General features: G+C 38.0%; 9 protein-coding genes and 1 pseudogene. 4 read left to right on the top strand and 6 right to left on the bottom strand.

The annotated features are described in order from the left end of the window. Positions 1-200 precede the first annotated feature (200 nt). Together AC3ITD_RS20900 and AC3ITD_RS20905 are read left to right on the top strand one after the other, a co-directional pair. Positions 201-821 carry a sigma-70 family RNA polymerase sigma factor gene (locus tag AC3ITD_RS20900; RefSeq protein WP_489366716.1) on the top strand — a complete coding sequence of 207 codons (621 nt, stop codon included), beginning with the start codon at positions 201-203 and terminating at the stop codon, positions 819-821. 691 nt (positions 822-1512) lie between these two features. Next, positions 1513-1638 (top strand): annotated as a pseudogene (locus AC3ITD_RS20905) (UDP-galactopyranose mutase); the annotation flags it as partial. Positions 1639-1970: 332 nt separating this feature from the next. Here the strand turns inward: AC3ITD_RS20905 and AC3ITD_RS20910 are convergent. The 6 genes from AC3ITD_RS20910 to AC3ITD_RS20935 all read right to left on the bottom strand — a co-directional run bounded on the left by AC3ITD_RS20910 (position 1971) and on the right by AC3ITD_RS20935 (position 9620). Next, positions 1971-2861: a beta-1,6-N-acetylglucosaminyltransferase gene (locus tag AC3ITD_RS20910; protein ID WP_489362629.1), complete on the bottom strand. Its 891-nt coding sequence runs from the start codon at positions 2859-2861 to the stop codon at positions 1971-1973. Positions 2862-3780: 919 nt separating this feature from the next. Beyond that, positions 3781-5145 (bottom strand): NAD(P)H-dependent oxidoreductase, encoded by a 1365-nt coding sequence (locus tag AC3ITD_RS20915; protein ID WP_489362630.1) that lies wholly within the window; start codon positions 5143-5145, stop codon positions 3781-3783. Between the two features lie 20 nt (positions 5146-5165). Continuing rightward, the gene (gene rfbC, locus AC3ITD_RS20920; RefSeq protein ID WP_489362631.1) at positions 5166-5717 is read right to left on the bottom strand and encodes a dTDP-4-dehydrorhamnose 3,5-epimerase; all 552 of its coding nucleotides are present in this window, start codon (positions 5715-5717) and stop codon (positions 5166-5168) included. Positions 5718-5729: 12 nt separating this feature from the next. After that, entirely contained in the window at positions 5730-6815 is a 1086-nt protein-coding gene (locus tag AC3ITD_RS20925) for an NAD-dependent epimerase/dehydratase family protein (RefSeq protein WP_489362632.1), read from the bottom strand. Between the two features lie 24 nt (positions 6816-6839). Continuing rightward, positions 6840-7658 (bottom strand): glucose-1-phosphate cytidylyltransferase, encoded by an 819-nt coding sequence (gene rfbF, locus AC3ITD_RS20930; protein ID WP_489362633.1) that lies wholly within the window; start codon positions 7656-7658, stop codon positions 6840-6842. An 858-nt stretch (positions 7659-8516) separates the two neighbouring features. Continuing rightward, a complete protein-coding gene (locus AC3ITD_RS20935) occupies positions 8517-9620 on the bottom strand; it encodes a glycosyltransferase (protein WP_489362634.1) in 1104 nt (367 codons plus the stop codon). Between the two features lie 626 nt (positions 9621-10246). Between AC3ITD_RS20935 and AC3ITD_RS20940 the strand changes: the two genes are divergently transcribed. Then, positions 10247-10999 (top strand): polysaccharide biosynthesis/export family protein, encoded by a 753-nt coding sequence (locus tag AC3ITD_RS20940; protein ID WP_265797539.1) that lies wholly within the window; start codon positions 10247-10249, stop codon positions 10997-10999. Positions 11000-11005: 6 nt separating this feature from the next. Then, positions 11006-13390, top strand: a complete 2385-nt coding sequence (locus AC3ITD_RS20945; RefSeq protein WP_489362635.1) for a GumC family protein — start codon at positions 11006-11008, stop codon at positions 13388-13390. Positions 13391-13433: the final 43 nt, after the last annotated feature.

The following is a 13433-nucleotide window of genomic DNA, read 5'->3' on the forward strand; positions in this document are numbered from 1 at the left end:
ACCTTTCTTAAAAAAATCACCGGGACATCTGATTTCTTAGTATAATATACGCTTTTTTTAAGTGCAGGGTTTTAGTTCTGGTTATTTTTTTTTAAATTTATTTCGTAACTGTACGTTTACAACTTAGGAGAATAACGTAGAGATATTTAGGTCTATTTCTTTTCGGTTTTTCAATTTGTGATCTCACCTTCGTCACCTTGGTGAAAAATTTTTATAAGGTAAATTACACTAAATTAACCCCATATATGCTTATGACTTATTGTAATGGAAATGTCAGTAGAAACTGTCATTCATCCGCAAGTCCCATGCTACTTGAAACAAAACCGGAAAGTCATGTCGAAATACTCAATGGACTATACAGAGATCATTCAGCTGATTTAATGTTTTCAATACTCAAGATTGTTCCCCATCAGGAAACTGCCGAGGATATTTTACATGATACATTTGTCAAAATGAATGGTTGTATTCATACGTATAGCTATCAGAAAGCACACCTTTTGACTTGGAGCAAAACGGTAGCAAAAAATTTAGCTATTGATTATGTAAGACTGAAAAGTACTCGAAACAGCAAACTCAATCAATCGCTCGATGCTTTAGAATTTGAGTTTGGGGCAAATTATAGTAGCAGCTTTAACATTGAGAAAATAGGTGTTAAGCAGTTGATTGCTAAATTAAATGCAGAGGAAAGAAAAATAATCGATTTGTTTTATTTTAAACAGTTTACACAGGATGAGGTTGCAAAGGTTTTGAATTTGCCCTTGGGGACAGTAAAAACCCGAATCAGAAAATCGATCAAAAAACTTAGACTTTGTTTCAATTGAAGGCTGAAGCTAGTGGATTTCATTTTGATATTTTACATTTTTAGCATTGACGAAGATGACTCGTCGGATGAAAAAACTCACACAGCGGGCTTGATGGTGAAAAATTAGAATCTTTCTTTGGTTATAGTATCAATTTTAACTAAAAATGTATTACTTTTTAATCGTCGGTGCTAGTTTCGCTGGCAGCGTCCTTTGCAGAGCGACTTGCTGCGAGCGCTAATGTAAAAGTATTGATAATTAACATGCGAAATCACATAGGTAATGCCTATAATCATTATGATGAAGCGGGTTATCATGGTTCATGAATATGGTGCCCATATTTTCCACACCAACAGTGCAGAGGTTTTCGAACACCAGTCAAAGTTGCCAAATGGAGACACTATCAGCATAAGGTTCTCGCTAATCTGGATGGTCACTTTTCCTATCCCGATCAATATGAATACAATCAATTTTTCGTATGAATGAAGTTAAATAATAATGAGATTGTGGATTTTTTTGAGACCAAGTCAGAAACATAAGGGATATCCGAACCTCGGAAGATGTCGTAGTCAATAGTGTGGGAAGGGAGCGTTACAAAAAAAAAATGATACCAAAAAGCAGTCGGGTTGGATCCTTATGATATTATAAATAATATCATATAAAAAACTTATTTCACTGGACCGGAAGATGAATATTTTGATTTCAGTTTGGGAAGCTTACTTGTAGATCGATTAATTTTAAGTTTGATACTCTGAAGGTGGAAAAATTTCAGCAGACCGCTACGGTGAATTATCCAAACGACTACGATTTTACTAGGGTCACAGGATTTAAAATCTGACAGGGCAGGAGCAAAAAAAACCAGTCGTGTATGAGTATCCTGTAGCAAACTGTGATCCATATTATCAACTCTAAAACCCGATAAGTCACTTCTTTATGACCGATATCAAGAGCTTCGAAGTCTTATCTAATACCTATTTTGTTGGCAGACCTGCGACCTACAAATACTAAAACAGGGACCAGTGTAGTAGCTCAGTACTTGTCTGTATATCAAATATTATGAAGGATTTAGAAGTATCTCAAAGTGGTGGTTTAAGTAAACCTTTCAGTCCTCCATCTCCCACCAGCTTTGGATAGGAATTCAGCGACCGGGAATGGAGGTGTGGTAAAATATCAGTGCTTGTGCAAAAGTTCTTTATCAATCATATCAAGTATTTCACTATCTATTGCCTCATCAAATTTTCTTGCAAATATTTCCTCGGAACATTTAATTCTTTCAAAATCAGATTTACGTAATACTTTTGGATGTGCGTCTTGTGGAGTATCCCATATGGTAAAACGGAGCTCTGTATTTTTAATGCGTTTGATTAGCTCTGTATCGTTGCTGTTTCCGATGATCATAGGTACAACAAGTTCGTCAGCAACAAAGGTATGTCTGTGAAATTTAAGGTATTCAGGGTTTTTCTGATTGAAATCAATAATGTAATTTAACGCATACATATCTAAGATTATCCATGTTTGCCCAATATATGGTTTCATTTGATTAGGTATCTTTCTGCGCAGAAAAGGCAAAAAATTAGCGAGCATATTTAGCGCCCTTGAGCAGAGTAGTTGAGTCTTTTCACCTCCAAAATAATATTTATCTACCCGATATAATCCGCCACGATCCCTTCCAGGCCATTTTTCAATATTTGGTAGTGGAATATGGTTTATGAAAACAGAGTAGGGTGAGGTTTTGAAAAAATTATTAATTTCTATGTTGCTCTTAATAGGATAATCTTGCCCGCTTAAAAGGATAATCCTATCGAACTTCAAGCCAAAATCTTTGATGGTTTGTAGCCCGGAAAGCAAAGGCAACGTCAAACCTAGTTTTCCCCAAGTGGAGTCGAATCGTTCTAAAAAAATAACCCGCTCTCCAAATCGCTTTAGGATACCAAATTGTCCCAGATCAGAATGGATATAGATGTGAATAAAAAAATAAGACTGGTTGTCATTTAATCTGTCAATTAATCTGTAGAGTTGGCCAGGTGATTTATGAGCCATTATTAAGTAAGCTTTTTCCATAGGTTTATCAAATCAATCCTTCTGAATTCTAAAATGTACTACTTTGAACTATTTTCGCATGAAAACGATTTCTAAATTTGTGTATATAAATATATAAGTTCTAATTTATAGGTCTAAACTGGATTTGTTATTAGTAAGGAATTGATAGACTAAAGCACTTTTTGAAAAAAAACAATGAACAACACCGAGCAAATAAGCGAACGGAACATAAACACTTTCCAACGCGGCCGCACGAAAAACAACACTGAAATTTTTATCGGTTAAATTTAGATATCTCAGCTTATTTGATATAAATATCAAAAGCCATGCATCGCATAGCTTTCGGTATATTACGTCCATCCAGACATTATGCAATAATGCATTATAATTGTTAACTAGTATAAATCGTCCCGTGATTTAATATCAACAACTAAAGGTAAAATTTTTAAGATATTAAATTAAAGTTTAGTCTTAAAGGTTGTATTAATTATGATTTATGTATAATTACATTTACATAATTTCACATATTTTGATTGTTTGTCTTTTTTTGTCATTTAAGGTTTTAGACTCGATATACCATTTGTCCAGATATACAAGGAAGATGAAATATTAAAGTTTAACATGTAATGAATTTTAAAAGAGAATTAAACATAAGTGGCTTCGTTTATGGGAAACGGGAAATATTCTAAGCTATGTTGCAGTTTGCCATGGGATCAAAACCAAATAATTGTTAACTTTATTAAGCCTTAACCTAGTATCAATAGTAATTATAAGTAAGTTTCAGTATTAATCAAAGATGGATATGATTAAATTCTTGGCCCGATATATTTATCACTCAACTTCCAAATAAATAACGTCTTGGTTATTCATTGTTACTACTAACTTTTTATTGTTCGGGTCTTAACAATAGGAGACTGCACTATAATGCAGCCCCCTATTTTTAGATTATAAATTTTAAGATTGCACCTACTATAGGATTTGACTTAACCTTTGTAGCCTGTTGATGAGTTGGCATTTTAAAGTGTTCATTTTGCTCTTTTCGTAACTTATCTATTAATCGCCCTTGAGGTAGAATTACATCATCATAGGTGAGCACTTGATCCTTTGCAACATTCCGTTTCAAAATACAGTTTTCCGCAACCCCTAATGGAAGTAAATTTTCAAGTGCAGTAGTGTCCGCATTCTCACATAAGCCATAGCTCATAAATTCTCCAATTCCATCTAAAATATCACCAGTTTTTAGATCCACCTTTGCTGCGGTAACGACCTCGACATATGGTTTATCTAAAGGAGTCAATGCTGCATCTTTAAATAATACCGCCCTGGCAACCGTCTGTGGCACTTCAAAATGGCACAAATGATAAGGAGTGTAGAATAAATAAAGCGGTCCCTCGCCTAATTTGTACAAATTAAGGTAATGCTGTTGAATTGGGTCATCATGGGTGCCAACTACGAATACCCCTGGAGATGGTTCTGCACCCACAACGTAATCTACTATTCCTGGTCCTTTTGTAAGTTCTTCGAGGGGATATTTATCCAATACATCTTTTAGATGTGTTCCTGATGGAACTGTCGGTCCGATCATGCCCCGTTTTGCCACTCTCATGCCCGTACCATTTGCCAGAATAGCCTGTTCGAAGGAAATCTTGCTTCCATCTGCAAAAGAGGTAACCATGACAGGGTTTTGTCCCCATTTTTCGGCAAATTCTTTTTGTGTTTGGGGATTTCTATAGGGATCATGTAAGCCTTTAACATTCCCGACAAGTACTGGTTTCACGCCCAGACCTTTGACAAATCGATATAAGTTCATCATCACGCCAGGTTGATCGCCATCTGCATTGGTCAGAATTACACCTGCCTTATCCGCATATGCTTTTAAGATCGGCCCGACTGTACCGTCGAGTTCAGCGTTCATTAATATAACATGTTTCTTATTTTCTATTGCGCAGAGTACCACTCTGGCAGAAGCCTCGACGGCACCGGTAACTTCTATAATGGCATCAATACCGGCAGACTTACATAGTAGCGTCGGATCCGTAGTAATGCTATACACGCCATTGAGGATATTTTTGTCCAGCTGCTCGGTGCTGTTTACTTCCACGCATTCTTCTACGCCTGATTGGTTATAGGCGTATTTTGCTTTTTCTATGTTTCGATTTGAAATGGCAACCAATTCCATTCCTGGAACATATTTACAAATCTGAAGCGCTATACCCCTGCCCATAAAGCCTGCACCCACGATGCCAACTTTGATGGATTTATTTTGGGCCGCCAGCTTTGCCAGCGCATTATCAACAATTATCATAAAAATTAATTTTAGTATTATCAAATATTTGGTTCACCAATACCGTCGTTTATTAACCGATGTGCTTGGTCTTTGGTTGAAATTACAACAGGTTCAATCGGCCACTGGATATCAAAGGATGGATCGTCCCAACGGAAACATTGCTCAAATCCCGGTGTGTAAAATTGGGTGACCTGGTATGAAACGTCAGTACGATCTTCAAGGGTGATAAAGCCGTGTGCAAATCCTTCGGGGACATATAACATTCTGTAGTTATCCGCTGTCAGCTCAACGCCAATCCACTGCTTGTAGGTGTCGGATCCGTCTCTCATGTCCACAATCACATCATAAATGGATCCCCTTGTGCAACGAACTAATTTCGTCTCTTCAAAAGGAGCCTTCTGCATGTGCATTCCTCTGAGGGTACCTTTTTTTTCGTTGAAGCTGATATTGTTCTGAACAGCATTTGTGTTTAGCTTATATTCATTAAACTCATCGCTGCAGTATGATCTGGAAAAAAAACCGCGTTCATCGGTTATGGGTTTAATGTCTATGATATATGCGCCTTTCAGCTTTGTTTCTATAAATTCCATCTGGATCTTTGATTAAATGTTTACCGCTTCGCTTTCTGCGACTTTGACAGATTTAAAATTCCATTGCAAATCTTCACTTAGGTGATTCTTTTCCTGCAATGCATTTAATATTCTCAACCTCATAAACGGGGAGTTATGAAAATTAACGTTGTCGAATTCCATACTGACCAGCCCGTTGTAGATCTCCATGATGGTGTCCTCTAGATTGCAAAGGGGTTGAGCCTCTGGTGCCAGTTGTTCAAACAGAGAAAAATCTACTTTGTATGATCTTTCATCTGGTGTGGCATTTTTATTGATATCGATTTCCACGCCAGGGATGGCTAGTGCTACTGCATTGGCCAGATCCACAACCTGGTAATTCCATCTACGGCTGCCTGCATTCACAGCCAGGAATTCACCTCCACAATCTTTTTTTCTCTCGATTGCCCAATTAATTGCTCTGGCCATATCCTTAATATGAATCAGAGGTCTCCATGGGCTACCATCGCTTAAGATTTTTATTTTCCCAGAACTTACCGCCCCGGCAACAAAATCGTTTAAAACTAAATCAAGTCTAAGCCTTGAACTCATTCCGCACGCGGTTGCAAATCTTAAACAAGTGATAGTAAATTCATCGCTTGCCAGATCTTCCAGGTCACGTTCTGCGTAAACTTTAGATTTTGCATATGCGGTGAGTGGATTAAGCTCGGAAGTTTCAGTTTTTGCAGGACCATCAGCCTTCCCATACATGCTGCAGCTTGAGGCAAATACAAATGCATTTGCGCCAGCAGCTTTCGCAACCGTGGCTATTTTGATGGCAGCTTTATAGTTGATATCATAGGTCACTTCCTCATAGCGATTACCCATAGCATCATTGGAAATCGCGGCCAGGTAAATTACCTTATCTATCCCATCGAGAAGCTCAGCACCCAAGTACCTTACATCTCCAAAAATTTGTTGATCCAATTGACTCTCTGGAAAAAACGCTGCGTTTGTAAGTGAGGATGCAAAATAGCCCATATCATAGCCGATTAATATAGCCTTTGGGTGATTTTTACGCAGCAGGGTGATGACTTCCGGGCCGATGTAGCCCATGTTTCCGGTTATAAGTATTTTCATTTTTATTTGCTTGGATAAGGGTTTCTATAATGCGCTGATTTCAGTGGAAGCAATTTTATGCATTAGGGATTCCCAATGCCATGGCGCAATTCCTTGTTGCCAAAGATCTTCCAAAACTGTTCGATCACGAAGGGTATCCATCGGTTGCCAGAATCCAGTGTGTTTATAGGCGGCTAGCTGACCATCCTTTGCCAGATTTTCCATGGCTTCTTTTTCCCATACCGAATTGTCATCCTCGATGTAATCAAAGATTTCTGGTTCCAGTACAAAAAAGCCACCATTGATCCAGGGCATTTCTGAACCATTTGGTTTTTCCTGAAATGATCCGACCAGATCTTCACCCTCAGGTAAGTTGAATACTCCGAATCTTCCTGGTTGCTGAACAGCAGTCAGCGTGGCATATTTGCCGTTTTTTCTATGTGTGTTGATGGATTGAGTAATATCTACATCACTTAACCCATCGCCGTAGGTCATGCAAAAAGTTTCGTTGTCTAGGTATTTTTCTACTCTTTTTAATCTGCCCCCAGTCATCGAGTTGTGGCCAGTATTTACCAATGTCACTTTCCACGGTTCTGTCGCATTTTTATGGACTTCCATGGAATTGGTTTTCATGTTGAAGGTTACATCTGAATTGTTAAGGCAATAATTTGCGAAATATTCTTTGATGACATGGCCTTTGTAACCACAACAAACAATAAAGTCATTTATGCCATGGCATGAATATATTTTCATGATATGCCATAAAATGGGCATTCCACCAATTTCCACCATGGGCTTGGGTTTAACACCACTCTCTTCGCTGATACGGGTTCCGAATCCACCCGCCATAATTACTGCTTTCATACTTTATACTTGATTTTTTAACTGCTACTTTGAATTCCCTACCATTTATTTTCTCTTAAAATCACAGGCATTCTTTATTTGGTTAGTTCTGGGTTTAGGTGGATTATTAAGTTTGTGCTTGTATTGCTTTGCGTTCTTAAAACTTCTTGCAATACCCTAGAGGGTAATTATTGGGTTTTAGAACATAGTACTAAATTATGCCAACGTTAGGGCCAAGACAATAGCCCTTTAATACTAGAATGTGACAGAAAAACAAGCGCATTAATACCCTTCATTGAGCGCTTAACAAGATTTCGGCAACCCATAGTAGATGACGTTTAATTTATCATCGAGCGGCGATTAAAAACTTTTATGGCCGTAATTTTTCTGGGAATATTTTTATTTTCGTTTGGCTAATTTCTTTAAACCAAAATAATGGGCACATGAAATTAACTGATAGGTATGGGGTAATAAAATAGATCCTTTTTGCTAAGTGAGCAGTGCGTTTATGATCGGGATATTAGTGGTCGGTGGTAGCTGTTGGCCTGCAAAACAAAAGGCGTTCTCAGCGTGCTGCTCATGATGTTGAATCTGCCCTGCGTATTTTTCCTGGATAAGAGGGCTGTGTTAACTAATGAGGTCAGGCTGCATGATGGAAAAAGACACCTCGACTTATTAGTAGAGACCTATTAACTAACGCCTTCCGTTGCAGAAAATGTTTATCAACATGTTGAGTTGTCTTTGGAGACTAGCTGAATGAAGTAGCACTAATGAATGTTGCTCATAGCGAGCTAGAAATGGAGAAAATTTGTATGCGTGACCCCGTCATTGCTTTTACTCATTGGTTGATCATGCTAGGATTTTTTTTATTAAATGCACTTAGCTTGCCTGTAAGGTTGATTTCTCAGCCGCTTTTAAGCCAGCTGGCAATGGTTGGCCTAAAACTTGGAAGAAACTTCTGGCTATACTGGAAGTTAAAAGCAATAGATTGTATTTCTCATCCACAAACTTTCTGCCTTTCAATCCCATTTCTTTTGCGATTTCCGGGTTTTCTGTCAGGTAATTGATCGCTTTGGTCCATCCTTCCACGTCATTATATTTAACTTTAATGCCAAAGCCCTCTTTCTCTACATCAAATGGAAAGTAAGGATTATCTGAGGTTATAATTGCGGTTTTGAGCGCCATTGCCTCCACTAAGGAAGTCAGGCCAACGGTATAGTTGTGCTCATTACAGGATACTACTGCGCATAGGCTGTTGTAAACTTCATTTGCCAGAAACTTATTGGAGTTTTTGGTGTCAACTAGGGTGAAATCTACGTTCGGATACCGCTTGGCATAATCCATCAATAATTTTTCATTGTTCATCTTTCCGTGAACTTTGGTAGTATATATTATTAGGTTGCTTTGAGGCAACTTGGAGAAAGCACTAATAAGGGTAGGGAAATCACGATTTTCTCTTCCTGTAGAACAAAAGGTAGTATTAAGGGGCTTTTCCTTACCCATCATAATCTGATCAAAATACTCTGCATCCGGACCCCATTGTATCTGCATCATTTTGTTTTTTTCTATCAGGTTTGCACGCTGGCTTTCTTCGATGTGTTTAGTGGTAAACATCGGGATTTTATCAAAGCCACTGTAATATAGTTTAAGTAATCGATTGATTAGTGGTTTGCTGGCAGGCTTGATCGCCCTGTGGTGCCACACTACAATAGGTTTTCGAAACAATCCCAGACTTCTGAGTAATACCACAAGTTCAAGACCATATGGAGTGCTTCCGTAAATCAAATCGAATGATTCACTTTGGAAAATAACTTGTATAGCAACCTTAATGGCTAAAATTATTCTATTTCCCAAATAAGAATTTTCAAGATAAGAAACCTTTATACCGAATTCTTCCATCCCCAATACACCATTGAAGAAGTGACCCGGTAGCGCGTTCGTTTCTGTGCTTTTTAAAAAACGATGATAGTATAAAATTTTCATAACATCAAAATCGGAGATAAGCATTGCCTGGTATAAGGGGTGGTAAAGCCGCTAAAATATTTTTCATCAGAGATTTGGTTGAGTTAACGTTTGGAGAATGAGCGTATTTTTTTCAAGAGAAAGCGCAGGATCATTTAGGTTATATATTAAAACATTTATTTTTTTGCAACGAAATAAGTGTTTTCAATTCTCAAGTTTCAATAGGACAAATATATAGTAAACCAATCTTGCCCGCAAGGATTCTATGCGATTAAGCTGATACAGTCAACCTTTTGGCAAGAAAACGATTTTCCAGGGTGAGTTATTTTTTGATTTTATAGAGGAAGGTTAAATTGTGGAGCGTCGCAAAGTCATCTACGACCAATATGTGGCCTTAATGTGTCCTAGAAGAATAATAGCGACCTTATGAACTTCGATTTGGGGTCTGAAAACGAATTCTTCTATAAATAAATCACACTTTCTAATGCCGTTCTAATGTGTGGTTTGGTGTAGTATTTATAATACTTTTTTGCTCTAAATTGTAATCATAGCCCTTTGGGGCTATTGATTTTACAACGCCAATGATGGACTTTCGTAACGGTGATTTTTATGCACCAAACATCTTTCACATTTATAACTCCTAATTTATGAATAAGTATTATTTCTTATTGATTTCCGCCATGATTTTACTCATGAGCTCTTGCGGATCATATAAAAACATCCCCTACTATCAAGATCTTGAAAGAAATGGGCCGACCGTCGATCAGGTAAAAAATTATTCCCCATTGACCATTAGACCGAACGACATCTTAGCGATTAAGGTGAGTAGCAGAACCCCAGAGTCGTCATCCATTTTCAGTTATGAGCCTAATAATCAACAAAATGCTATTCCAGGTTATCAGGTAGATACCAAGGGTAATGTTCATCTCCCTGTAATTGGAACATTAAAAGTCGAAGGGCTGACAACCACTGAGCTTCAGGAAAAGATGAATGTCGCACTTTTAAAGTTCTATAATGATCCGGTAGTCAATGTTCGTATCCTTAATTTTAAGGTAAGTGTATATGGCGATGTGGAGCGACCGAACGTCTATACCCTGCAGAACGAACGAACCACCATTACCCAGGCTTTGAGTTTAGCGGGTGATTTAAATATCACAGCGATGAGAAAAAGCATCATTTTGGTGCGGGAGGAAGATGGAAAAAGACAGTTTATTCCCATCGACCTGACCTCAAAAAAGGTTTTCGAATCACCATATTATTATGTCCGGAACAACGATGAAATATACGTGCAGCCAGATCGTACAAAATACGCAACCGTCGACCGGGGATATAGAACAGCTACGCTTGTTTTGTCCGGACTCTCTATTATAGCCATTGTTCTCTCTAATATATACAGGTAGGCAATTATGAGTACACAACAAGCCCAGTTCGCACCAATGATGTTGGGTGAACGATCAAAAAAAACCGAAAACTGGAAGGTTGTATTAAATAGATATATTTTTCACTGGCCGTTGTTTTTAATTTCAATCCTGCTCACTATTGGTCTTGCCTTCATTTATCTGAAAAGGTATAAACCAGTCTATGATGTTAAAGCAACGATCATTGTAAAGGATAACAGCAAACAGAGTAGTGGAAAGAATGACCTGCTGGATGAAATTGGTATCTCCAACTCTCCTGATCTCATTGAAAACGAAATCAAGGTTTTAAAATCAAAGCAGCTGCTCAGCAGAATTGTGGATGACCTCCAGCTTTGGGTAACCTATTACCAGAAAGAGGGATTAATTACGAAAAATGATGCATTGACCTCTACGGATATGTATCTGGAGAGTCCGGTTAAATTCGTGATGACGAGTGTTAAGGGCAATCTCAACAATCAAGGTATAAAGATTAAATTGATTGATAATAATCATTTTGAACTAATTTCAAAGGATGGAAAGTCAACTGCCCTTTCATTTCACCAGGAATATCACGATAAATTTGGCAACTGGAAACTCGTTCCAACTCAAAAGTTAAAAGCATCCAAGGGCAAAACACTTGTCATTTCTCTTACAGATCCTGGGACCAAAGCCTTGGATTTGCAAAAGGGAATAGAGGCAAGCCTGTCCAGCAAACTTGGAACATCTATTGACTTAGCTGTATCTGATGTGAATGAGCAGAGGGGAAAAGATATTCTCAATGCTGTCATCGCAAATTATTATTCTGCAGCAACGACGGGTAAGAACTCTGAGCTAAAGCAAACGCTTGAGTTTTTAGACCAACGGTTGGCCTCGCTTACAAACGAACTTTCTACAGCAGAAAAAGGTATAGAAGGTTTTAAGAGCAGTAAAGGTTTAACCGATATCAGTTCCCAGTCTGAGATCAGTTTGCAAAATCTCCAGGCCAACGATTCGAAGCTGAATGAAATCAACCTTCAGCTGAATGTGATCAATGGAGTTGAGCAGTATGTAAATTCATCCCGTGAGGGAAATAAGATTCCATCAACAATCGGAATAAATGATGCGACCCTGTCTAGCGCTGTTGAACGCTTGAGTGTGATTCAACTTGAACATGATAAGATGGCCGCAAATATGCCTGAAACAAATCCTGAATTTGACCCCATCAACAGGCAGCTCAAAACAACCAAAGGCGTTATCCAAGAAAGTGTAAGAAACATCAAACAAAATTTGCTTAGTGCCAGGAATAAACTTCAGTCATATAACAATCAATTTGAAGCCTCTATTCGGGATATCCCTACAGAAGAGCGTCAGTTGTTAAACATCAAAAGGCAACAGTTAAGTAAGGAAAATACTTACACCTATCTCCTTCAAAAAAGAGAGGAAGCCGCAGTAAAATACGCTTCCAATCTCTCCAATAGTAGAATTGTGGATGATGCTTATGCGGAGACGCCAAAAAACAAAAAACCTTTTGTTTTTCTGTTGTCATTGGTATTTATGGTTGCAATGCCGGTAGGATTGATCTACGGACGAAATGCATTGTCAGATAAAATTCTGGTTGCAGAAGACATTACCAAAATTGCTGATGTTAAAATTGTTGGAGAGATTCCCTATCAGGGGGGAAAGGATCCCATTGCCATTAACAGGACTACCGTTAATGCGGTCAGTGAGCAGCTCAGGGCATTAAGGATTAAATTATATTACCTGCATAATAGGAAAGAGACTGGCAGGGTAACTTTGGTAACCTCCAGTGTATCAAAGGAGGGTAAGAGTTTTACGACTGTAAATCTTGCTGCAACGCTTTCCCTTGCGCAGAAAAGAACTGTTGTTCTTGAGCTTGATATGAGAAAACCTAAAATCGCGAAGTATTTTGGGTTATCGAATGAGAAAAAAGGCGTAACAGATTATTTAAATAACAATGCCAGTGTTGATGAGATTATACAAAATAGTGGCATTAACAAATTCTTAGACGTTATCCCTTGTGGACAGATCGTAGATAACCCATCGGAACTGCTTGAAACCAAGCAGTTAAAGGATTTGATCACAAAACTGGCTGCAGTCTATGATGATGTGATTATTGACAGTCCACCGGTTCATTTGGTGCCGGATGCAATATTACTTTCAAATCTAGTTGACGTAACGCTTTATGTCGTTAGACAAGGATTTACCGGCAAATCAGAAATGGATTTTCTCAAATCGCTGAAGGAGGAAAATCACCTGAGAAACCCATATGTAGTGTTCAATTCAATTGAAAGAGTAAAACACGGTTATGGATACAGTTATGATGAATCCTATTATAGCAATGCTAAAAAGAGTATTGTGTCCCAAGTTTTTAGTGATTTTAGAAATAGGTTTTAAGCCGAAAGTCCTTAAAAAATTAGTAAACCAAACTCAAGTAAGA

The sequence above is a fragment of the Pedobacter sp. KH_004 genome (assembly GCF_057840755.1).

Bases quoted from the DNA above. Each gene is read 5' to 3' on its own strand.
- AC3ITD_RS20910 (WP_489362629.1), bottom strand. From the start codon at position 2,861: ATGGAAAAAGCTTACTTAATAATGGCTCATAAATCACCTGGCCAACTC.
- AC3ITD_RS20915 (WP_489362630.1), bottom strand. From the start codon at position 5,145: ATGATAATTGTTGATAATGCGCTGGCAAAGCTGGCGGCCCAAAATAAA.
- rfbC (WP_489362631.1), bottom strand. From the start codon at position 5,717: ATGGAATTTATAGAAACAAAGCTGAAAGGCGCATATATCATAGACATT.
- AC3ITD_RS20925 (WP_489362632.1), bottom strand. From the start codon at position 6,815: ATGAAAATACTTATAACCGGAAACATGGGCTACATCGGCCCGGAAGTC.
- rfbF (WP_489362633.1), bottom strand. From the start codon at position 7,658: ATGAAAGCAGTAATTATGGCGGGTGGATTCGGAACCCGTATCAGCGAA.
- AC3ITD_RS20935 (WP_489362634.1), bottom strand. From the start codon at position 9,620: ATGAAAATTTTATACTATCATCGTTTTTTAAAAAGCACAGAAACGAAC.
- AC3ITD_RS20940 (WP_265797539.1), top strand. From the start codon at position 10,247: ATGAATAAGTATTATTTCTTATTGATTTCCGCCATGATTTTACTCATG.
- AC3ITD_RS20945 (WP_489362635.1), top strand. From the start codon at position 11,006: ATGAGTACACAACAAGCCCAGTTCGCACCAATGATGTTGGGTGAACGA.